Source organism: Cytobacillus pseudoceanisediminis, assembly GCF_023516215.1.
In the GTDB taxonomy this organism is placed as follows: domain Bacteria; phylum Bacillota; class Bacilli; order Bacillales; family Cytobacillaceae; genus Cytobacillus; species Cytobacillus pseudoceanisediminis.
This window is the reverse complement of record NZ_CP097349.1, coordinates 2002017-2023619: the sequence shown is the minus strand read 5'-3', so window position 1 is coordinate 2023619 and position 21603 is coordinate 2002017. Positions and strand designations below refer to the sequence as shown.

Annotated in this window: 23 protein-coding genes, 1 tRNA gene and 2 pseudogenes; 17 read left to right on the top strand and 9 right to left on the bottom strand. The window is 40.9% G+C overall.

Features of this window, described 5'->3' with window-relative positions; genetic code table 11:
• Positions 1-31: 31 nt before the first annotated feature.
• Positions 32-1135, bottom strand: a complete 1104-nt coding sequence (locus tag M5V91_RS10790; RefSeq protein WP_251175436.1) for a DUF4236 domain-containing protein — start codon at positions 1133-1135, stop codon at positions 32-34.
• A 429-nt stretch (positions 1136-1564) separates the two neighbouring features.
• Here M5V91_RS10790 and M5V91_RS10785 point away from each other — a divergent pair, with 429 nt between their 5' ends.
• The 3 genes from M5V91_RS10785 (at position 1565) to M5V91_RS10775 (ending at position 5657) form a co-directional block, all read left to right on the top strand.
• Complete coding sequence (locus M5V91_RS10785; protein ID WP_232292452.1) at positions 1565-2005, top strand: DUF6376 family protein; 441 nt, start codon at positions 1565-1567, stop codon at positions 2003-2005.
• A gap of 99 nt (positions 2006-2104) precedes the next feature.
• Positions 2105-3859 (top strand): ABC transporter transmembrane domain-containing protein, encoded by a 1755-nt coding sequence (locus M5V91_RS10780; protein WP_284522110.1) that lies wholly within the window; start codon positions 2105-2107, stop codon positions 3857-3859.
• Positions 3860-3863: 4 nt separating this feature from the next.
• On the top strand, positions 3864-5657 hold the full coding sequence (locus M5V91_RS10775) for an ABC transporter ATP-binding protein (RefSeq protein WP_071156557.1): 1794 nt from the start codon (positions 3864-3866) through the stop codon (positions 5655-5657).
• Positions 5658-5696: 39 nt separating this feature from the next.
• Here the strand turns inward: M5V91_RS10775 and M5V91_RS10770 are convergent, their stop codons facing one another.
• Positions 5697-6458 (bottom strand): MBL fold metallo-hydrolase, encoded by a 762-nt coding sequence (locus tag M5V91_RS10770; protein ID WP_071156555.1) that lies wholly within the window; start codon positions 6456-6458, stop codon positions 5697-5699.
• Between the two features lie 118 nt (positions 6459-6576).
• Here M5V91_RS10770 and M5V91_RS10765 point away from each other — a divergent pair, with 118 nt between their 5' ends.
• Complete coding sequence (locus M5V91_RS10765; protein WP_217025282.1) at positions 6577-6984, top strand: Lrp/AsnC family transcriptional regulator; 408 nt, start codon at positions 6577-6579, stop codon at positions 6982-6984.
• A 60-nt stretch (positions 6985-7044) separates the two neighbouring features.
• On the opposite strand, the gene M5V91_RS10760 is transcribed toward M5V91_RS10765, so the two are convergent.
• Positions 7045-7215, bottom strand: a complete 171-nt coding sequence (locus tag M5V91_RS10760; protein WP_009330553.1) for an aspartyl-phosphate phosphatase Spo0E family protein — start codon at positions 7213-7215, stop codon at positions 7045-7047.
• Positions 7216-7561: 346 nt separating this feature from the next.
• On the opposite strand from M5V91_RS10760, the gene M5V91_RS10755 reads away from it, so the two are divergent.
• The 3 genes from M5V91_RS10755 to M5V91_RS10745 all read left to right on the top strand — a co-directional run bounded on the left by M5V91_RS10755 (position 7562) and on the right by M5V91_RS10745 (position 9549).
• Positions 7562-8269: a cytochrome c biogenesis CcdA family protein gene (locus tag M5V91_RS10755; RefSeq protein ID WP_009330552.1), complete on the top strand. Its 708-nt coding sequence runs from the start codon at positions 7562-7564 to the stop codon at positions 8267-8269.
• A gap of 279 nt (positions 8270-8548) precedes the next feature.
• Complete coding sequence (locus tag M5V91_RS10750) at positions 8549-8908, top strand: response regulator (protein ID WP_019381896.1); 360 nt, start codon at positions 8549-8551, stop codon at positions 8906-8908.
• A gap of 152 nt (positions 8909-9060) precedes the next feature.
• Entirely contained in the window at positions 9061-9549 is a 489-nt protein-coding gene (locus M5V91_RS10745; RefSeq protein ID WP_019381897.1) for a CcdC family protein, read from the top strand.
• Positions 9550-9599: 50 nt separating this feature from the next.
• Here the strand turns inward: M5V91_RS10745 and M5V91_RS10740 are convergent, their stop codons facing one another.
• Positions 9600-10094 (bottom strand): DinB family protein, encoded by a 495-nt coding sequence (locus M5V91_RS10740; RefSeq protein WP_251175439.1) that lies wholly within the window; start codon positions 10092-10094, stop codon positions 9600-9602.
• 293 nt (positions 10095-10387) lie between these two features.
• Complete coding sequence (locus M5V91_RS10735) at positions 10388-10813, bottom strand: DUF2621 domain-containing protein (protein WP_019381898.1); 426 nt, start codon at positions 10811-10813, stop codon at positions 10388-10390.
• Positions 10814-10936: 123 nt separating this feature from the next.
• Between M5V91_RS10735 and M5V91_RS10730 the strand changes: the two genes are divergently transcribed.
• Positions 10937-11033 (top strand) — tRNA-Sec (locus tag M5V91_RS10730).
• A gap of 194 nt (positions 11034-11227) precedes the next feature.
• The gene (locus M5V91_RS10725) at positions 11228-11722 is read left to right on the top strand and encodes a YehS family protein (protein WP_019381961.1); all 495 of its coding nucleotides are present in this window, start codon (positions 11228-11230) and stop codon (positions 11720-11722) included.
• Positions 11723-11977: 255 nt separating this feature from the next.
• On the opposite strand, the gene M5V91_RS30430 is transcribed toward M5V91_RS10725, so the two are convergent.
• The 3 genes and pseudogenes from M5V91_RS30430 to M5V91_RS30425 all read right to left on the bottom strand — a co-directional run bounded on the left by M5V91_RS30430 (position 11978) and on the right by M5V91_RS30425 (position 12944).
• The gene (locus M5V91_RS30430; protein ID WP_500797320.1) at positions 11978-12334 is read right to left on the bottom strand and encodes a helix-turn-helix transcriptional regulator; all 357 of its coding nucleotides are present in this window, start codon (positions 12332-12334) and stop codon (positions 11978-11980) included.
• A 60-nt stretch (positions 12335-12394) separates the two neighbouring features.
• A pseudogene (locus tag M5V91_RS31105) lies at positions 12395-12442 on the bottom strand (hypothetical protein); the annotation flags it as partial.
• 16 nt (positions 12443-12458) lie between these two features.
• Positions 12459-12944, bottom strand: coding sequence for a helix-turn-helix transcriptional regulator (locus M5V91_RS30425; protein WP_369425958.1), 486 nt, complete (start codon positions 12942-12944; stop codon positions 12459-12461).
• A 97-nt stretch (positions 12945-13041) separates the two neighbouring features.
• Between M5V91_RS30425 and M5V91_RS10715 the strand changes: the two genes are divergently transcribed.
• The 6 genes from M5V91_RS10715 (at position 13042) to M5V91_RS10690 (ending at position 18175) form a co-directional block, all read left to right on the top strand.
• A complete protein-coding gene (locus M5V91_RS10715) occupies positions 13042-13953 on the top strand; it encodes an SDR family oxidoreductase (RefSeq protein WP_192908512.1) in 912 nt (303 codons plus the stop codon).
• 324 nt (positions 13954-14277) lie between these two features.
• The gene (locus M5V91_RS10710) at positions 14278-15312 is read left to right on the top strand and encodes a DUF4179 domain-containing protein (RefSeq protein ID WP_284522109.1); all 1035 of its coding nucleotides are present in this window, start codon (positions 14278-14280) and stop codon (positions 15310-15312) included.
• Positions 15312-16175 (top strand): hypothetical protein, encoded by an 864-nt coding sequence (locus tag M5V91_RS10705; RefSeq protein WP_284522108.1) that lies wholly within the window; start codon positions 15312-15314, stop codon positions 16173-16175. The genes M5V91_RS10710 and M5V91_RS10705 overlap by 1 nt, the downstream gene beginning before the upstream one ends.
• Positions 16176-16334: 159 nt before the next feature.
• Positions 16335-16706 (top strand): GntR family transcriptional regulator, encoded by a 372-nt coding sequence (locus M5V91_RS10700; RefSeq protein ID WP_009330543.1) that lies wholly within the window; start codon positions 16335-16337, stop codon positions 16704-16706.
• Between the two features lie 4 nt (positions 16707-16710).
• Positions 16711-17577 carry an ABC transporter ATP-binding protein gene (locus M5V91_RS10695; RefSeq protein WP_009330542.1) on the top strand — a complete coding sequence of 289 codons (867 nt, stop codon included), beginning with the start codon at positions 16711-16713 and terminating at the stop codon, positions 17575-17577.
• Entirely contained in the window at positions 17570-18175 is a 606-nt protein-coding gene (locus M5V91_RS10690; protein WP_192908515.1) for an ABC-2 transporter permease, read from the top strand. Before M5V91_RS10695 ends, M5V91_RS10690 begins: the two co-directional genes overlap by 8 nt.
• Before the next feature lie 128 nt (positions 18176-18303).
• Here M5V91_RS10690 and M5V91_RS10685 read toward each other — a convergent pair whose 3' ends face one another.
• On the bottom strand, positions 18304-18969 hold the full coding sequence (locus M5V91_RS10685) for a FadR/GntR family transcriptional regulator (RefSeq protein ID WP_284522271.1): 666 nt from the start codon (positions 18967-18969) through the stop codon (positions 18304-18306).
• A gap of 243 nt (positions 18970-19212) precedes the next feature.
• Here M5V91_RS10685 and M5V91_RS10680 point away from each other — a divergent pair, with 243 nt between their 5' ends.
• Both M5V91_RS10680 and M5V91_RS10675 read left to right on the top strand, forming a co-directional pair.
• Complete coding sequence (locus tag M5V91_RS10680; protein ID WP_009330539.1) at positions 19213-20604, top strand: FAD-binding oxidoreductase; 1392 nt, start codon at positions 19213-19215, stop codon at positions 20602-20604.
• A gap of 4 nt (positions 20605-20608) precedes the next feature.
• Positions 20609-21582: pseudogene (locus M5V91_RS10675) on the top strand (bile acid:sodium symporter family protein).
• Positions 21583-21603 lie beyond the last annotated feature (21 nt).

The following is a 21603-nucleotide window of genomic DNA, read 5'->3' as shown; positions in this document are numbered from 1 at the left end:
AAAAAAAGAAGCCCTTTTAAAGGCTTCCATTTTAATTGTTGATTTGGACTTTCTCTACTGGTTTAAACCCTTGAGTTTTCTTGAAGTTCATATTATGAATAAAGTTACTCATTGAGTCTGAACAGTCTATGGTTTCAAAGTTTAAATAGTTTAATTTTTCTTTATCAAATTTTACTGACAAAATTGGGACTGAATTAACCCTTCCCGTGGAAGTATCAAGAAGTTCGTCCATGGCATTCACTACAACTTGATCGAATGGTAAAATGGCAAACATATCTCTGGCTATCCTTATTGCACAACTGCACACATAGTCCTGGTAAATATCAAAATAAGTTGATTTAGGCATATCTTTTACAGATAACTTTCCTGTTTTAGTCAATGACTTTTGTTGTGTAGGTATTATGTTTTTGGAGTGAACATTAAAATCAACTTCTAGTATTCTTGGATCTTCAATAAAAAATTCAAAACCACTACCAAACTCTAATAGGTCATCCAAAGGGGATAACTCATCAATTACTTGAAAATAGATGTCAACATCTTGCTGCAGTACCTTATTTGCTATTGAAATAGTCCTTTTTAGCTCTTCAAATTCCAATTTATCTTGCTCTATGGCTTGTATAATTTCATCCCTTAATTTCTGTTCTTCTTTATCAGCAGTTTTGAGCATTTTCTGCATAAAGGATGGTTTGAAGTTTGCTAATTTATTCATTGCTTCTAATTCATTTTTTCCTTGACTGTTAGTGTGATAAGGATGCCTTGATTGACTAATTTCATACCAATCAAAAGTATCATCACATTCTTTATGAATTGATTTAATGAGGTCAATTTTATTCTCAAACAATTCGACCTCATGTTGAGCACGTTGTAATTCTTCTAGTTTAGCAAGTTCTTTTTGCTGTCTAATCAACTGCTGTCTATTATTATGTGCAGTACTCTTATACTTTCGTTTCGAACTTGAGGTGGAAGTGTATGAGATACCAGTTCCTGGTATGCTTGCTGTTGTTCTGCTTTGACCTCTTGAATTTACTGAGTGGCGTAAACCTTTGACTCCTGCACTAACTCCAACACTCCTATGTGAAACATTGACACGGACACCTGGAGCAATCTTAAAGCTTTTTCTAAAACCTAACCCCACCTAAAGCTCCCCCTTCAAAGGTATAATTGTACTAATTATAATACAGTTTATGGAAAGTTTATATAAAAAAGAATTTGTTTCTTCTATTATATATAATATGAAGGTTAAACCGATTTTTATAAGAATGGTAGACATATTGGTAGATTAATGGTATATTTTTCTCAATAGAAAAAAGTGATTAGTTAGCGTACATAAATCCTTATATATCAATGTTTTTGAATGTCTTATAATGAAGCCATCTCAGAAGAAGATCAACCAAATGATGAATGCCATGAACAAGCAGACTGGCAAGTAATCAGGGACAAGCATCCCATCTGAAACCACTTTTCTGTTACAATACAAGGAAGGTGGTTTTTTTATATCCAAAATGAAACCTTCTTTGAAACAGACCGTATTTATACTATGACAAATCATGAAAGGAACGAGCAAATGAAAAAAGTAATTCTTATAGGGCTCCTTACCGTTTCCATGTTATTAAGCGGCTGTTCCGTTCTGGGAGAAGTGAATAATTCCATTGACTATGTTAATGAAGCGACTGAGCATATTAATACATTAAGCGACTTTGCTGAAGAGGCGCCGCAAATGATTCAGGAGGCGGCAGCGGATCCGGCATTAAAGCAGGAACTTGAAGACAGATTGACGACACTTAAGCAGGAAGTTGAAGAGTTTATCGCCCTTCAGGATATCCCGACGCTGGCAGAGGATGTTCATCAGGAGCTGGTTACACAGAATGAAGCGCTTCTGGCTGAGATCAATAAAGTATTGGAGAACGGCAGCCTAGCATTGGATCAGCTGGAGAACTCAGAGCTATTCACTACCATTAATGAAGCAACAAGCCTGATCAACCGAATAGAAGCATTAGGGCAATAGAGCATCCAAATGGGTGCTTTTTTCTTGCAAGAAAAAATCTTCCTTATTTTCTCAATATTTGATAAACTATTTAAGCTATTATGTTTCGAATTTCGGAGGATGGGGTATGAAGGTTTTTTGGATTTGATGTGGTTTTTTAAGCAGGAGAAAAAGGCTTATGTAAACGGGATTATTCTGCTGTTATTTGTGGCAATGCTTCAGCTGGTTCCGCCAAAGGTGGTCGGCATTGTGGTCGACTCGATTAAAAATGGCAAGCTGACTGCAAAAGCCTTATTAATGTGGATAGGAATACTTGCTGTTACAGCCCTCATGATGTATGTGCTCCGCTATTATTGGCGCATCATGATTTTTGGATCAGCGGTTAAGCTGTCCAAACTCCTGCGCAACAGGCTTTATCAGCATTTTACGAATATGTCACAGTCCTTCTACCAGAAAAAGCGGGTGGGGGACTTGATGGCCCATGCAACAAATGATCTGCAGGCGATTCAGCAGACGGCAGGAGCGGGGGTCCTCACATTTGTCGATTCACTGGCGACAGGCGGGTTCGTTATCATCGCCATGGCGACAACAATCAGCTGGAAGCTTACACTTATCAGTCTGATTCCGATGCCGTTCATGGCACTTTTGACAAGCTGGTATGGAACACTTCTTCATAAACGGTTCCACAAAGCACAGGAGGCTTTTTCTTCACTAAATGACAAAACTCAGGAAAGTGTTTCAGGAATTAAAGTGATTAAGACATTCGGCCAGGAAAAAGAAGATATTGAAGATTTCCGCAGGCAGTCTGAAGATGTAGTGCAAAAAAACATTTCTGTTGCACGTGTTGATTCTTTGTTTGATCCGACGATCAGCATTATTGTAGGGATCTCTTTCTTCCTATCTATTGCATTTGGATCAAGATATGTGATTGCAGGAGAGCTGACAATCGGGCAGCTGGTTTCATTTACTACCTATCTAGGTCTCCTGATTTGGCCCATGCTCGCATTTGGCTGGCTGTTCAACATTGTCGAGAGAGGCCGCGCCTCCTATGATCGAGTCTCTGTGCTTCTAGCAGAAGAAATCGATATTAAGGATGATGAGACAGGCATCAATGAAGTTCCTAGCGGAGATATTGAGTACAGGATTGAGGAGTTCGCCTATCCGGGTGAACAGGAAGCGCTTCTTAAGGATATTCATTTTAGGCTGGAAAGAGGAGAGACTCTCGGCATAGCAGGTAAAACGGGTGCGGGCAAAACCACACTGCTGAAGCTATTGATCCGTGAGTTTGAAGGCTATAAAGGGGAAATTCTTTTTGCCGGACATCCTATTAACCGCTATAAAATCGATAAGCTGAGGGAAGCAATTGGCTATGTCCCGCAGGAGCACTTCCTGTTCTCGGCCACCGTTGCTGAAAATATAGCTTTCACGAGACCGGATGCAGACCTTGAAGATATTTATACGGCGGCGAAACTGGCCAATATCCATGAAGATATTCTCGAATTCACAGATGGCTATAAAACCGTTGTGGGTGAAAGAGGGGTCTCTCTTTCCGGAGGACAGAAGCAGCGTATTTCTATTGCACGAGCCCTTCTGGTGAAACCGGAGGTATTGATTTTGGATGATTCCCTTTCTGCCGTTGATGCGAAAACGGAGGAAGCGATTCTCACTTCATTGCGTGGTGAGCGGGCAGGCAAGACAACGATCATAACCGCTCACAGGCTGAGCGCCATTCAGCATGCGAATCTGATATTGGTGCTGGATGAAGGGAAAATTGTTCAGCGGGGTTCACATGATGAACTGATGGCTGAAGAAGGCTGGTATAAGAATATGTATCTGCGCCAGCAGCTGGAAGAGCTTGTGGAGCATGGGGGATAAGACGATGGAAAAGACACCGATTATGAAGGGGAAAGAGCAGCGGATGGTCCTTTTTCGGCTGCTTTCCTATACAAAACCGCATAAGAAAACAATCATACTTGCCTTCAGTCTGCTTCTGTTAACGACGATTGGAGACATACTGGGGCCGATTCTTGTCAAAATTTTTATCGACGATTATTTAACACCAAGGAACCTGGTTTTCGAGCCGTTATTTGCTCTTGGTGCAGCATATCTGGGCATTCAGATCATGAATGTGCTGGTATCCTATTTTCAGCTGCTGAAATTTCAGGAAATTGCCCTTAAAATCATTCAGCAGCTGCGTGTGGATGTCTTTTCAAAAGTTCAGTCACTGGGCTTGAAATACTTTGATAAAACGCCTGCCGGAAGCATTGTATCCAGGGTTACCAATGATACAGAGGCGATTAAAGATATGTTTGTCAGTGTCCTGGTTACCTTTATTCAGGGTGCCTTCCTTTTGACAGGGATCTTTGTGGCGATGTTTATCCTGAATGTGAAGCTGGCTCTATTCTGCCTGGTGATTCTCCCGATTCTTTTTATGATCATTCGTACGTACCGTAAATACAGTTCTGTATTTTATAAGGACTTAAGGGAAAGACTGAGCCAGCTGAATGCAAAGCTGAGTGAATCACTGCAGGGAATGTCCATCATACAAGTTTTCAGGCAGGAAAAAAGGCTGCGGAAGGAATTTGGTGATATCAATAAGCAGCATTACCAAGCAGGTATGCGCAATATCAAAATGGATGGATTGCTGTTAAGGCCGGCCATTGACCTTGTGTATGTTCTGGCACTTATTATTGTATTGAGCTTCTTTGGTATTTCTTCTTTTAACAGTCCGATCGAAATCGGTGTGCTGTATGCCTTTGTCAGTTTTCTGGACCGCTTTTTTGAGCCTGTGAATCAGATCATGATGAGGCTTTCCATGTATCAGCAGGCAATCATTGCGGCTTCAAGAGCGTTTGCACTGCTGGACGAAAAGGAGCTTGCTCCTGCACAGGAGGATAACCTGTCTGATGGAATTAAGGAGGGAGAGATTGAGTTCAGGAACCTCAGCTTCTCCTATGACGGCAAACGGGATGTGTTGAAAAATATTTCTTTTACAGCCAAGCCGGGTGAAACCGTTGCCCTGGTTGGACATACCGGAAGCGGCAAGAGTTCAATCATTAATTTAATGATGCGATTCTATGAATTTGAGCGCGGTGATATTTTCATTGACGGAAAAAGCATTAAGTCTTATCCAGCGGAAGAATTGCGCAAGAAGATGGGGCTCGTCCTACAGGATCCTTTCCTATTTTACGGGACGATTAAAGATAACATCAGACTTCATAATGAGAAAATGACAGATGTAGAGATTAAAGCTGCAGCTCAGTTTGTTCAGGCCCATGCATTCATAGAAAAGCTTGACGACGGATATGAGCATGCGGTAGTTGAGCGCGGCTCGACTTTTTCGAGCGGGCAAAGACAGCTTATTGCCTTTGCAAGAACGATTGCTGCCAATCCGAAAATTCTTGTGCTCGATGAAGCAACAGCCAATATTGATACAGAAACAGAGGAAGCGATTCAAACCGCACTGGAAAAAATGCGGAAGGGCCGGACGACGATTGCGATTGCTCATCGATTGTCTACGATACAGGATGCAGAATTGATTCTCGTTCTTCATCAGGGGGAAATAGTAGAAAGAGGAACGCATCAGGAATTGCTTGCAAAGCGGGGCTTGTATCATAAAATGTATCTGCTGCAGAATGGGTCTGCTGAAAAAGTGGAGGATGCAGTAGGGTAATAGAAAAGACGTGTGAATGGCCACACGTCTTTTCATCTCTTAAAAGGAGTAGGATTCTCCATCTTCAGGCACTAATAGTTGATCGGAAAAGCCGTTTTCTTTACTATAGCTTTTTAACTCTTCCTTTGATAGTGTCCAATGGTTGACTGCCTCCATATGGACAGAAATAATCCTGGCATCCGGGGCAGCTTTGGAAACTTCATAGATATCCTTCTTCCCCATAACAAGCGAGCCGCCTTCAAGAAACTGGTTATCTCCGCCATTTACAACAATGACTTCAGGGCTGTGTGTTTCAATAACTTCCTGAACAGCATCATACCAAACTGTATCTCCTGCTACATAAAGTGTTTTTTCACTGTGATGTTTGAAGACCACTCCACAAACGAGACCGGCCATTTTTAGAATTTCGCCCCTGCCATGTTCGCCCTTTGTTTTTATTAGTTGGATATCTTCAAAAACAGTATTCTCATGGAGGACTTCAATATTATTAAAACCAGCATTTTTCACTTCAGCAGCATCTACTTCATTTTGCACAAACATGTTAATGTCCTTTGGCAATGCCTGTTTGGCTGCATCATCAAAGTGGTCTAAATGCAGGTGGGTAACAATCACTGCATCCACATTATGAATAATTTCATCAATGGAGATTGGAAGCTCTGTTAAAGGATTGTTTTCATCTTGTCTTAATGAATTTGGAAAAGGCGGGTAAGTCCCTTTTTCGGCTAAAAAGGGATCAATTAAAAACTTTTTCCCTGCATAATTGACGACTAGTGTAGCGTTGCGGATTTGCTGTATATTCATATAAATGTACTCCTTTTCTTTGATTTACGTATAGTTTATACTAAGACCCATTGGTACTTACATAGATAAAATCAAGTCTTTTTGCCGTTTAACTTGAAAAGTGAAAGGAGTTGAAAAAATGCTGGATCACACGGATCAGCGTATTTTGGAGGAACTCTCCAAAAACAGCCGGATCACCATGAAGGAGCTGGGGGAGAATGTCCATTTAACTGGCCAGGCGGCCGCATCAAGAGTGGCAAAATTAGAAGATCAGGGCGTAATTGAGGGATACACAATCAAAGTGAACCAGGAGAAATTAGGGTATTCCATCCATGCTTTTATTACGGTTATTACTCAAAGTATGAATCATCAGCCGTACCTGACCTTCGTAAAAACACAGCAGGAAATCATACATAATTTTAAAATCAGCGGGGATGGCTGTTATATACTTGAATGCAAATTTCCGTCCAATGAGCGGTTAAATCAATTTTTAACAGATTTAAATAAGCATGCAAATTATAAATTATCGATTGTTATTAATAAATAACTGCTTAAAACCAGAGGGATGGAATGTAAAAACAGCCTGCATAGGTTGCATGGCTGTTTTCTAATGTGTCTGCACTTTTTTTATAAAGGTTCGGTTATATTCATTTAATAGGGCATCCAGTTCCTGGCTGTACCGGATTGCTGCGGCAGAGCTTAAGCCGCTTTTCATGGCCACTTGAATTAACTCTGTTCTTTTTTGTTCAATCAATGTAAGCAGTTCCTGTTTACACATGGCCAATAGTTCCTCTCTGATAATTTCTTATATGTAGGCTTTTCACTGCCAATTCGATTCCATGTCAAAAGCTGAAAGATAATAACAGAATTTGTTAAGTCCTATCCTAGTATATCGAATAATGGTAATTAATTCAAAAGAAACTTGTTTTAAACTTTATTAACATTTACATTAAAAATACATGTTTTAGGTTGAAATCTAATATGAATTAATATAATAGCAGGTGGTTTACTCAGAAATGTGTGTAATATTCGGGACACAAAATGTTCACATTCTATCCATTATCTTTTCTATATGGGATTTGTTAGAATGAAATGGGAATGAATGAGTATCAGGAGTTGTGACTATGACAGATTTGAATGTATTTATTGCATTAGGGGCAGGGTTTTTAAGCTTTGTATCGCCTTGCTGCCTGCCATTATATCCGGCGTTTTTATCGTATATTACCGGAATGTCTGTAGGGGAGATTAAAGAAGAGAATGCAATGCTGCAGAGAAGAAGCATGCTTCATACGCTATTCTTCCTGATCGGATTTTCGGCAATTTTTATCGCAATTGGGTTTGGCACGACTTTGCTTGGCCAATTCTTTCAGCAATACCAGGATTTAATCAGGCAAATTGGCGCTATCTTTGTATTCATCTTTGGATTATTGATCGTAGGTATCATTAAACCGGAATTTCTTATGAAGGAAAGGCGTTTTGAATTTAAGAACCGTCCATCTGGCCTTTTTGGCTCAGTTTTGATCGGAATGGCCTTCGCAGCAGGCTGGACTCCGTGTACGGGTCCAATATTAGGGGCGGTGTGGTCATTAGCTGTCACAAATCCTAATTCTGCCATGGTTTACATGTTTGCCTATATTCTTGGCTTTGCTATTCCATTCTTTGTTCTCTCCTTCTTTATCGGAAAAATGCAATGGATCAGGCGAAACAGCGCCAAGATCATGAAAATCGGCGGTGTTTTGATGATGATCATGGGTGTCGTCTTATTCTTTGACTGGATGACAAAAATAATCATATTCCTTTCACCGTTTTTTGGCGGATTTAGAGGTTTTTAAAAGCAGGAGCACATTCAATTAGGGAATGTGCTCCTTTTTTTCTATAAGTAAAAAGGGCTATGCGATCTGGTCGAAATTTGTCATATTCTTTCAATTGCTATTTATCTGATACTTCGATATATTGTAATATGTGTTCTTTGAGCGTGGAAGAGTGTTTTTCACAAAAGGAAATGAATTTCTTCCCCAAGATGTTTAATATTTGTTATTATGGGTATTTTTTACTATGATTATAGTATAATAGAGATATAGCTTCCAATGCACTACAAGGGGGAAACAGCGGTGGCGAGAATATTAATAGTAGATGATGCAAAATTTATGAGGGTTACCCTTGGCAGCATTTTGAAAAAAGCAGACCACGAAATTGTGGGAGAAGGGGAAAACGGAAAAGAAGCCGTGAACCTATTCGAAAATCTGAAGCCTGATCTGGTGATGATGGATATCACAATGCCTGAAATGAGCGGACTTGAGGCTGTCAGGGAAATTAAGAGGGACAACCCTAATGCAAAAGTAATCATGTGTTCAGCCATGGGCCAGCAGAAGGTAGTGGTTGAATCCATTGAAGCCGGCGCGAAAGACTTTATCATAAAACCATTTGATGAAGGCCGTGTATTAGAAGCAGTGAATCGGGTATTAAGCTAGGAGCTGACTCAGGGTACCCTAGACATACGGATGTGTCCGGGTATCAGCTGAAGTGGCTTTTTTTAATGAACTTTTATCCTTCTGAATACCTAAATCAAGCCTATTAAGATATAATATGGGTAGTAATCAAATGAAATAGAGGATGAAATCGAATGGACTTTGTATTAATTTCATCAATCGGTGCCGTTTTTATGGCGATCTTCGTGATGTTCATCCGCATGAAGGCTGCAAAAAAGCCGGCTTCCGCCAAGAAAATCATCTTGCCGCCGATTTTTATGAGCACTGGTGCTCTTATGTTTGTCGTTCCTTATTTTCGCGTAACGTCAATGGAGATCTTAGAAGCAGCCACAGTTGGAATGCTGTTTTCCATCCTATTAATTAAGACTTCTTCCTTTGAAATCAGAGACAGCGACATTTACCTGAAGCGTTCCAAAGCTTTCGCTTTTATATTGATAGGATTGCTTGTTATCCGGATTATTGGTAAAATGGTCCTTAGCTCAACGATTGATTATGGTCAGCTGAGCGGCATGTTTTGGATTCTCGCGTTTTCAATGATCTTACCGTGGAGGATAGCGATGTATATGAATTTTCGGAAGCTTCATCAGGAGCTGCATGGATCGGGGAATCCGAAAACAACTTGATAGAATGAAAGCCGCCGGGCATTGCGCTCGGCGGCTTTTTGCGTTTGCGATTAATGGACTCCATTCTTAGGGTCCCAAAGTCCATGCATTTTCCGTATTTCGACGATCTGTCCGATATGATAGGCGTTGTGGATGGTTAGGTTGGAAATGACAGACGACCAGGGTTCAAATGGTTCTTTATAAGCGGATAAGAGAAGCTTTTCTTCACTGCATTCTTCCAGGGCTTTGATCCACTCAGACAATACGTTTTGAAGAGCTTTTATGGCAGACTGCCAATCCTCTTCCGTAACGGATTCATTGGTGCTGAATGTTTCGTCATTGGCGATATGGGTTTGGGCGAGCGGCAATTCTTTGAATCTTGTTAGATACCGGCCATTCCAGAAGGTAAGGTGGGCGATGATCTGCCAAACCGAATTGGCGGTACCTGACTTGAATGATGCTTCTTTTGCTGATAGTCCTTCTATGGCAGCGGATAACGGGACAAACCAATTGGGCTGGTCTAGGCAGGCGGATAGTTGTTTTAATAAGACTTCTTTTATGGTCATTGGATTTCTCCTTTTTTGGATAGAGTACTCTTCATTTCTATTCATTAGATATTCAGACTATCCTATTTAATTTCAAGAATTGAATTAAGCATGTGTGGATTTCCGTTCCAGACACTCGCTTTCCGCGGGGCTACCGGGAGCCTCCTCGACGCATTCGCGTCTGTGGGGTCTCCCTCTTGGTATGCTACTCCGCAGGAGTCGAGTGACTTCCATTCCAATCCACCCGTGCTGAAACTATGTGTGGCTTTTAAAAGCCCGTATAATAAAAAACCATTCCGATGATACGAAATGGCCTAAAATAAGTGCTCGTATGGAGTCATATTTATCTGTTTTTCCGTCAATTTCTTGCGGAGAAATTTGTGATCTCTTTTTGGAGTGGCTAAAATATAGCCGCGAATCAGGAGGTCCTGATCGATTTGTGCTGCCTTTTCCTTTAGGGCAAGTTCGCCGATTTTGCCGGCTATTTTCATTCTTGCTACATCTCTGAATAGCTCCGGCACTGGACTTACTAGATCCTCAAGCAGATCTTTTTCCTTCTGCTGCCATAGATGGCGTGTTTCATTGACGTAATGCTCTTCCCAATCCAAATCCGATTTGCCATCTTCTTTCGGCATGCGCTTTAAGAATTTACGGAACATAAAAAAGCCGCCGATCGCGAAGAAAGAAATCAAAACAACAACCCAAAACAATATAAAATACATAAACCAGCCTTCTAGCATTTCCTTCACCTACACACATATTTTCCTGTCTTTATTATAAGCCTTGTGCCGCGATACGACAAGAAAGGAAGCATTAGTCTTGAAAACAGCACCATTTGCCCTTATAATAGGAAGAGTCTTTACGGGGCTGATTGGGGTGCTGGTGCCCTCCACGGTCTTCAAAACCGCTTGTGACCACCGTGTGTGGTCAGCTGGGTTCGATTCCCAGGCGGTCCCGCCAAATATACATATAATTGCCGCATAGTGGGATGCTGTGCGGTTTTTTGTGCCTATCTATATGTGATAAAACATATTAAATAATTGTTTGCGTAATCTATGCATTGTGAGGATGCGTTGATGATAGACTTAAGATAGTTAAAAGGGCCTGTTGCTATAAAGACCAGTGGCCACTTTAAAATAGGAGGAAGTAAGTTGATGGATAGTAATGATATATTAATCCGATTAAGATATGCGTTAGAAATCAAAAATAGTGAAATGTCAGAGATCTTTAAACTTGGAGGAGTAGAAGTGTCCGTACCTGATGTAGTAAAGATCCTGAAAAAGTCAGATGATGAAGAAGAGAATGGCAGCCAAATAAAATTGACAAATAATATGTTAAATTCATTTTTGAATGGCTTCATTATTTATAAAAGAGGTAAACAAGAGCCAAAATCAGGTCAAAATAATACGCCAGAACCATCCAAAGAAAATACTGCAAATGTAAACAATATCCTTTTAAAGAAAATCAAAATTGCCTTATCTTTAACAACAGAGGACATGATAGATGTATTCAAAAAAGCCGGATTAAACGTATCAAAAGGAGAACTCGGAGCGTTTTTAAGAAAAGAGGGACATAAAAATTATAAAGTATGCTTAGACAATTTTGCCAGAAACTTCTTAAAAGGTCTAGCGATCAAGTATAGGAGTTAAGGAAGAAAAGAATTGGAGTGATACATATAAAAATAGCCTATAAAGCAAAGCTGTCTGAGATTATTTAAAAAGTTAATAGTACATCAAAATTAATTTAACTTTAGAAAGTATAAATGGACTCCGCCAAAATTAAAAACGAGCCTCAGAAATGGTTGAGGAGGCTCGTTTTTAATTTTAGTGCTTGACCAGGTATGCGTTAATCGGTAAATGACTGCGGGAAAGGCGCTGATCATCTAGTAAACCTTTTTTCTCTGCTTATTCCTCATACTCTTTATATAGATTAACAACACTCTCCGCCATTTCCCCCACACTTTTCCTAAGCGAAACAGGACTTACAATTTTAATCTGATCCCCAAACCCAAGTATATACTCCCTTGCCTCTTGTTCAGTATCAAAGCAAAGACTTGCTGAAATCCATCCATCATCCTTAGGGCTATCCATGTGCATCACCTGTACAAATCGCCCAGTAAAATTAATCCGCTGAATAATGGACGGAGACATCTCCACTTCTACCTCAAACCGAGGCAGACTGCTAATGAATTTCTGCTTCGATTCCTGCCAATAGCCTGAGAGATCAAAGTCATTCGGTCTGCTGAAGTTCTCATTAATCAATTCGGCATCCAATATTCTTGAAACACGATAGCTTTTTATCTTCTCATCAGAAGCAGCTATGAGATACCAAGTGTTCCCTTTAGCGACCAGACCTAATGGATCAACAATTCTGTCGCTCGTTTGTTTACCTGCCTTCTCGTATTGAATTTGAAGTTTTTTCTTCCCATACCGCCTGCTGGACTATTCCAAATGACTTCATTTCCCGTGGTGTTTGTCTCCACGTGCTGGTGTCTATATGAATCCGATTGGAAATGTCTTTAACATCCTCTTTCAGGGGAGCAGGAATGGCCGCGAGGAGTTTCTGGCGTGCTTCTTTCCATTCCTCACTGATTCCAAGGTCCGCAAGATGCTCGAAAGAAGGGGATAGAAGCAGTGTTTTGATTTCATCTGCTTTTAAACCTGTAAGATTTGTTCTGTATTTTTCAAGCAGTTTCCATCCGCCAAATTTTCCGCGTTCAGCAAGGACAGGAATGCCTGCAGCACTTAATGCTTCCATATCCCGGTGTATGGTCCGCTCTGTTACCTCCAATTCTTTTGCCAATTCCCTTGTGGTCATTCTTTCGTTATTTTGAAGCAATAATAATATAGAAATGAGTCTGTCTGCCCGCATTCTGTTCACTCCTGGACAATAAAAATGTTAAATATGACATTAGATGTCAACATTAATGATTATAGTATAGATATAACACAAAAGGGGGCAGATAGGAATGATATCATTAAATGGCAAGGTAGCATTGGTAGCCGGAGGAACAAGGGGAGCTGGCCGCGGCATTGCCATGGAACTGGGAGCTGCAGGTGCGACTGTGTATGTTACAGGCCGTACGACACGAAATCAGATGTCGGAATATGGCCGCAAGGAAACCATTGAAGAAACAGCTGAATTAGTCAGCGAACTTGGCGGTAAAGGTATTGCTGTCCAAGTGGATCATCTGATACCTGATCAGGTGCAGTCATTGATTGAAAGAATTGAGAAAGAACAGGGAAGGCTGGATATCCTCGTCAATGATATATGGGGAAGCGAAAATTTGATGGAATGGGATATTCCTGTCTGGGAGCATTCCCTGGAGAAGGGGATGAGAATGCTTCGTCTGGCGATTGATACCCATATTATCACAAGTCATTATGCCCTCCCGCTCCTGATTAAAAATAAAGGCGGATTAGTTGCGGAAATCACAGACGGAACAGAGGAGTACAATCAAAATCGTTACCGTCTGTCTCTATTTTATGATTTGGCTAAAAGCTCGGTTATCCGGATGGCCAAAGCGTTGGCACATGAACTTGCTCCTTATGATTGCACAGCGGTTGCTGTTTCACCCGGCTGGATGCGTTCGGAAATCATGCTGGAGGTGTTTGGGGTAACAGAGGAGAACTGGAGAGATGCTGCCGTTAAGGAGCCTCATTTTGTGATCTCTGAAACACCAAGGTATATAGGAAGAGCGATTAGTGCCATTGCAAAAGATCCAGATAAAAAACGGTTAAACGGCGGCTCCTATTCCAGTGGCCAGCTGGCTAAAATGTACAACTTTCAAGATCTGGACGGTTCGCAGCCGGATGCCTTCAGATATCTGGTGGAGGTCCAGGAGGCGGGGAAACCGGCCAATGCTGAGGGATATCGATAGCTTTTCATTGGGAAAACTCCTTTGCAGAACTTCTGTAAAGGAGTTTTTTAATTTGTCTTTCTTATCCAAATTTTGGTGAATAATATCACTTTAATCGTTATAATAAAGCCAGTATATAAATAATTAGGCATACATAGAGGGGAGAATGGTCTTGATCATCCCAGTAAAAAATAATCCCATTTTACCAGTGAAGATTAGAGTAAAAGACATAGAATCCATCGTTAACTGGTTCGAACAGCATCAGCGATCCTTATATGCAATTGGCTGGTCCTATCTTGGGAATCAACGCAAGATAGAGGAGCCTTTTATCGGGCCATTTTACAGGTGCATAAGGAGCTGCCTAGGTTTAAAAGCAGCACATCTTTCGAAATATGGGTTTTATCTATTTTTATCCATATCTGCAGGGAACTTTCTCTTAATAAAAGTTTACAAGCTTCGGAGGAAAGTGATTCCCATCAAAAGATATTTCATGAACTTCATAAGTTAATAGAGAAGGAAAGAGAAGTACTAGGTTTAACATACATAAGAGGACTTTCAAAGGACGAAACAGCACAGCTTCTCCAGGTTTCTTCCGAACAGGTTAAGGAGCTTTTATTTTCAGGACTTCAGTCACTCAGAAACGGAATGGGATATGGAGAGCACTATCACGGCTGTAATGAGTATCGAAAGCTTTACGTTGATTATCTGGAGAGAAACCTGGAACGGCCCGCAAAAATTGATTTTGAAATGCATATCTATCATTGCCAGGACTGCCAGGAGGATTTAGCAGCCTTACAGGAAGTTATGGTGGGCTTTACTGAAGCGATTGAGAAATTCCGTGTACCTGATGGTTTTATTGGAAATATCAAAGAACGAGTTGCACAAAGGGAAAGGCATATTCAGCAAAAGAACAATAAACGTAAAAGAAATGGCATAATTGCCGCAAGTATATTCGTTCTAGCCATTTTTGCAGGGATTTTTTCAGGTGTCTTTTCAAAGCTTTATTACACCTGGACAGAAGAAAATCAGGAGCTGCGTGCCTTTCTGCAGGAGGATGTGGGTGAAAGGCTGAACCTGGAAGCAGAAAGTGGTGGGGTGAAAATAAAGATTAAGAGTGCAATAGCTGATGATATCCAGACTCTTATATTTTATGAGATTGAAGATGCAAATGAAAATAATCAATATATGATTAACTTTGATGATGGGGTTTTTATAGAGGGCGAAAGTGAAATCATGATGGCAAATACGTATCCAAGGTTCTATCTTCCTGATACTGAATCGGAAATAAATAATAAAGAAAAGAACGTCTATCATGGAAAATTTAGTCTTAGGCCTCTGAAAAAGAAAGTGATACCATTAAGCTTAACATTAATAAGGTGATGAAACTGGTCCGTGATCCTTCTGATTCTTATGTGAATATGGAACCGGAGAATGGGGAGTGGGACTTTGATATTCCAGTAAAAAAACAGCCTTCTGTCGAGTATGCATTGGATGAAGAAATAGAAATTGAGGGCGTTCCGGTTCAACTGGATAAACTAATTCTTGCTCCGACTGCGACAATCCTGCAGTATGGTTTCAAAAACGAACAGCAGGAAAAGCGGATAGACATTATGAATTTTAAAGATATGGAGATTAGTAATAAATTAGTAGAAGCCGATTTATATGGAAGTTCCTACGTGCATGGACAGCCTGATTTAAAGTGGAGCAAGTTACAAGCGCACTTTGAACCTCTTTTTGAAAAAGAAACAAAAGAGGTAAAGATTCATTTTGACAGTGTGAATCTATCAATTGATGATCAGAAAAGTTTCAAATTGGATGCAGGCGGGAAATATCCGCAATCCATTGAATACGCAGGCAGTACGATCTCCATAGATAAGGTTGAAATTGGACAGCCTACTACTGTTATCTTCAGTAATCATGATATTAAGAATCGAATGTATGAATCGCTTCATTTCATGATCGTGACTGAGGAGGGTAATGATTCTTCGATGGAGATGGACCAAGAAGGAATCTTTGTCGACAGGAATGGAAAAGAATATGATATGAAAAATATAACACCTAATTTGTATGAAGAGATGGAACAGCCGCGTCATTTCATTACTGTTCAAAAAACGAAGATACTAGGAGATAATGTGATTCCTAAAAGTCTTGATTTTTTTGGGTATAGCACAACAAAGTATTTGGAAGAGGAAGTACAGGTCAAGCCAGAACTTATTATAAAAGATGAGGCAGGAACCCAATAAGGGTTGCCCGCTTTTTTACTTCACCAAAATGGAAACTATTGCAAAATACGTGTGTATAGTGTATATATAGTATATACACAATATATTAGGGTGTGAAATAATAACTTTGATCCAAATGTAACAATAATAATGGCACTTATTTCGAGATGAGGGATTGGCATGCAAATCATTATTTCCAACAGTTCAAAGGAGCCGATTTATGAACAAATTACGAATCAAATTAAATCGTCTATTTTAGCAGGTGATCTGCAAGAGGGTACTGCATTGCCTTCCATACGTCAACTTGCAAAAGATCTGCAAATTAGTGTAATAACGACAAAGCGTGCCTACGAGGAATTGGAGAAGGCGGGCTTTATCTATTCCATTGTGGGAAAAGGTTCTTTTGTCGCAGAGCAAAATCTAGAGGTAATTAGAGAGAAAAAACTGAAGGTCATTGAAGAGCAGCTGAGTGCAGTCATTACCAATAGCAGAGAAATTGGCCTGACTTTCGATGAACTGCAGGAATTGATGAAGATTTTATATGAGGAGTGAGAATATGGAAAATGTAGTGGAGTTAAAAAATGTAACGAAACATTTCAAAGATTTTTCAGTTAAAAATATTGATTTGCAAGTGAAGCAAGGCTTTATAACAGGGTTTATCGGGGCAAATGGGGCTGGTAAGTCGACTACCATCAAAATGATGATGAATCTGTTAAAGCCGGATGCCGGGGAAATAAACATTTTTGGGCTGGATTACAAGAATCATGAGAAGGCGATCAAGGAGCGCATTGGTTTTGTGTACGATGGAAATGTCTTTTTTGAAGGACTGAACTTGAGAGATATCAAACGTATTGTAGCACCAGCTTACAAACACTGGGATGATGAACTGTTTGATCAATACATTGAAACATTCGGATTGCCTCTTAATAAAGCAATTAAAACCTTCTCAAAAGGAATGCAAATGAAGGCATCCTTAGCAATAGCACTTTCACATCGGGCGGAGCTGATTATTATGGATGAGCCAACAGCAGGTTTGGACCCCATTTTTAGACGCGAGCTGCTGGATCTTTTACAGGAATTGATGATCGATGGCAGCCGTACCATTTTCTTCTCTACGCATATTACAACAGATTTAGATCGGATTGCAGATTATATAGCTTTTATGCAGGGTGGGAAACTGGTTTTTAATCAGTCCATTCACGACATAGCTGAAAACTATGCACTTGTTAAAGGCGGATTGGACCTCCTGGATCGAGACACGGAAAAAGAGTTTGTCCATATTCATCGTGCACCAACGGGATTCCAGGCCTTAACTGCCAATGTCAATGCGGTGAAAAATACGTTCGGAAACACAGTTGTCATTGAACGCGCTTCTCTGGAAGATATTATGTATTCCTTTAAAGGGGGCGTACACCATGTTTAATTTAATCAGACGTGATGTTATCCTCCAGAAAAGACAGCTGTTAATCTTTATTCCTTTTATCTTATTCTTTATTATAATGGGGGCTCAGCCTGCTCTAATTTTTCTGGTTGCAAGTATCTTCATTCCATTTAACACTTATGCTTATGATGAAAAAGCAGAGACCAATATATTGTTAAATTCCTTGCCTTACACACGCAGGGAAATTATCGCATCGCGCTATCTTGGTGCACTCCTATATATGATTCTTTCAACTGGGATCGCAAGTTTGGCTTTGCTGGCTTTTAATAAACCTTTTTCCATTACTGATATTGCAATTGGCAGTGGCTTATTTTTATTATTTGCTGCGTTTACCTTCCCGTTATTTCATCTATTTAAATCAGGCTATATTACTACTGTCGTTCTTATAAGTTTCCTGCTTTTAACATATCTATCTGGGCCTATTGTGTCGTTTATTAACGAAAACCTAACGGTGATTACAGATTTTATTTTCAGTCTATCCACCCAGCTTTTATATATGGGAGCAGCAGCTGTAATCTTAACTTTCTATGCGGTTTCCTGGGGAGTTACTACAGTTATTTATCAGCGAAAAGCATTCTAAGTCCGAATATGGAGCGGGAGAAAACAAGTGCCTGCCCCGGTTGGTTTTTAAAACTGGGGCAGGCACTTTTGGAGATTTTTCTTACACACCGGTTTTTTCAATAAAAGGGGCAGGGAACTTATCATTTTTCATTTTCCTATCCTAAACACCATCGACGCCACCAATTCTTCCCGTATCTTCGTAATATGCCCCTCCATCAACTCCTTCGCTCTATCCCCATTCCCAGAGGCAATAGCCAGATAAATTTCCTTATGCTCTTCCATTGTATCCTCGTAACGAGAGGGATCCTTAAAGCGATGATTCTGTGTAGCCTTAATGGTATCTTCCATATGTCCTTTGAGGGTATGTATCAATTCAATGAAAATCGAATTATGGGTAGCCTCGGCAATCCCAATGTGGAAGTCAAGGTCGGCTTTTAACCCTAACACCGGGTCTTGTTTGGACAGAGCCATATGATTCAAAGCTATACGCAGCTTCTCCAGGTCTACAGAAGTGGCTCTTTTGGCAGCAAGGAAGGAGGATTCGACTTCCAGTGCACGCCTGAGCTCCAGCATTTCATATACTAGCGGATTTTCTACTTTGACAGCTGTGATGATTTCCTCTTTTCTTGAATGGACATCTGAGACTTTAACGTAGCTTCCGCCTCCCTGGCGGATATCGATGAGCCCGTTCAGTTCCATGGTTCTCAGGGCTTCTCTGATGGTTGTCCGGCTGACATTAAATTGGCCTGCCAATTCTCTTTCTGAAGGCAGTCTTTCACCCGGTTTGAGAGTTCCTCCTAAATAGCATTCTATAATTTTATCTACTAAAACCAGATAGGTCTTTTTTTCTCCGACATTCCCCGTAACCTCTTTTCAAAATAGGCCTCATTCACTTTTCTAAATGTAACAGACCTAAAATCTATTAATCAATAATGAAAAAATAATTAAATTAATAATTGAATTTTTCTGATAAGTTAGTATAATTGACTTAACTTGTTGGACCAATTATACCATTGGTTTGACCAAATTTTCAGCAGAAGAAAGAAGGAGTATAGGATGGAAACAGCTAGTATGAGCCTCGTACATGCTTTAAAGGAGGTTCTTTCTGAGCAGCAGGTAACAGAAAATCAGACAGTAAGAGAATTGCATGGAAGGGATGAATCCTACCATAAGGAGAGCCTTCCTGATATTGTGGTTTTTCCTGAAACAGCCCAGCAGGTCAGTGAAGTTGTAAAGCTGGCAAACCAATATAAAGTTCCCATCGTTCCTTTTGGTCTGGGATCCAGTCTCGAGGGGCATGTCATACCTTACGAACATGGAATTACGATTGATTTTTCCTTAATGAATAAAATCCTGGAAGTGCGTGAAAATGATTTTCTTGTCCGTGTACAGCCTGGTGTGACACGCACGCAGCTTAATAAGGAATTGAAAAAATATGGATTGTTTTTCTCTGTGGATCCGGGAGCGGATGCTACGCTTGGCGGAATGGCGGCAACCAATGCCAGCGGAACAACATCGGTCAAATATGGAGTCATGCGTGATCAGGTGCGTGATATGGAAGTGGTTCTGGCTGATGGGTCGATCATACATACAGGAAATTTAGCTGCTAAATCTTCATCGGGATACCATTTGAATGGTTTATTTGTTGGTTCTGAGGGGACGCTTGGCTGCTTTACGGAATTGACATTAAGAGTATATGGAATTCCCGAGCATGTGATGGCTGCAAGAGCCTCATTTCCATCCTTGAACGATGCGGTTGAAGCGGTTGTATCCATATTACAGGCAGGTGTTCCGATTGCCAGGGTGGAGCTTGTCGATGAACCATCCATGAAGCAGGTGAACCTGTTCAGTGAAACAAACTATAACGAAAGTCCAACACTCTTTCTGGAATTTCACGGCAATGAAGCCGGCTTGAAACAGGATGTCGCATTCACAAGAGAAATAGTTGAGGACCACCGTTGCCTCGATATTGAATTTGAAACAGATAATGCCGCAAGAAATCGTTTGTGGGAGGCCCGGCATAACCTTGCTTATGCTTATATCCACGGCCATCCCGGTAAGAAAATGATGGTGACAGATGTATGCCTTCCGATTTCAGAACTTTCTGGCGCTATCAGCCATGCCAGGGAAGCGGTAGATTCACTGGGGCTTCCTGGAGGCATCGTCGGTCATGTGGGAGATGGAAATTATCATACACTTCTCATGATTGATATGAGTAACCCGGATGAGGTGGCTAAGGCAGAAAAGTTCAATGAACAAATTGTCCTCTATGCTCTTGAGCGGGGCGGAACATGCACAGGTGAGCATGGAGTGGGTGTAGGCAAGCAGAAATATCAGCAACAAGAACATGGGCAAGCCCTGCAAGTGATGGAAAAAATCAAACAGGCACTCGATCCAGAAAACCTTTTTAATCCAAATAAAATCTTAAAGACTAAAGAAGGAGCGTGATGATATGAAGGTATTAGAAGCGGTCAGTACCATTGCCGGAAAATATTTTGCCGTGTGGGTTATCTTAACATCGGTTATTGCCTTTATGTTTCCAGACCCATTTTTGGGATTGGGGGCTATATCACCATCCTTCTCGGCGTCGTCATGTTTGGAATGGGGCTTACACTGAAGGCAGTCGATTTTAAAATCATCTTTACCAAACCATTGCCTGTGTTAATCGGAGTTTGTGCACAGTTCATCATCATGCCGCTGGTCGCTTTCGTCATTGCAAAACTGTTGAATTTGCCGGCGGAATTGGCAGCAGGACTTGTTTTGCTTGGGTGTGTACCTGGGGGAACGGCTTCTAACGTTATGGTGTATCTGGCAAAGGGAAATGTACCGTTATCCATCGCTATGACTTCCGTTTCAACTCTATTGGCACCGATCATGACACCGCTCCTTCTCCTGATGCTTGCCGGCCAATGGATGCCGGTTGATGCTGTAGCCATGTTTATGTCTATTGTCCAGGTTATCATTGTACCGATTGTTCTAGGTCTGGCCATCAAGAAATTCTTCCCTGTGGCCGTTGAAAAAAGCTTAACTATATTACCGCTTATTTCGGTAGCAGCTATTATCACAATTGTAGCTGCAGTCGTTTCAGGCAATTCAGCAACCATTGCCGCATCTGGGCTTCTGATTTTTACAGCCGTCATGCTTCACAATGGATTCGGACTCCTGCTTGGCTATTTTTCAGGAAAAGTGCTTGGGCAGGATGAAGTAAACCGAAGAGCGATTGCCATTGAAGTTGGAATGCAGAACTCCGGTTTAGGTGTTGCACTTGCAACTGCACACTTTGGTCCATTGGCAGCACTTCCAAGTGTGCTGGCAGCTGCCTGGCATAACATTTCAGGGCCGATTCTTGCGACTTATTGGTCGAAGAAACCTGCTGTAAAAAGTGAAGCAGAAACGGCAGTTAAGCCAGTTGAAGTGAAGCTATAGGTATGGATTTAGGTGTCTGGC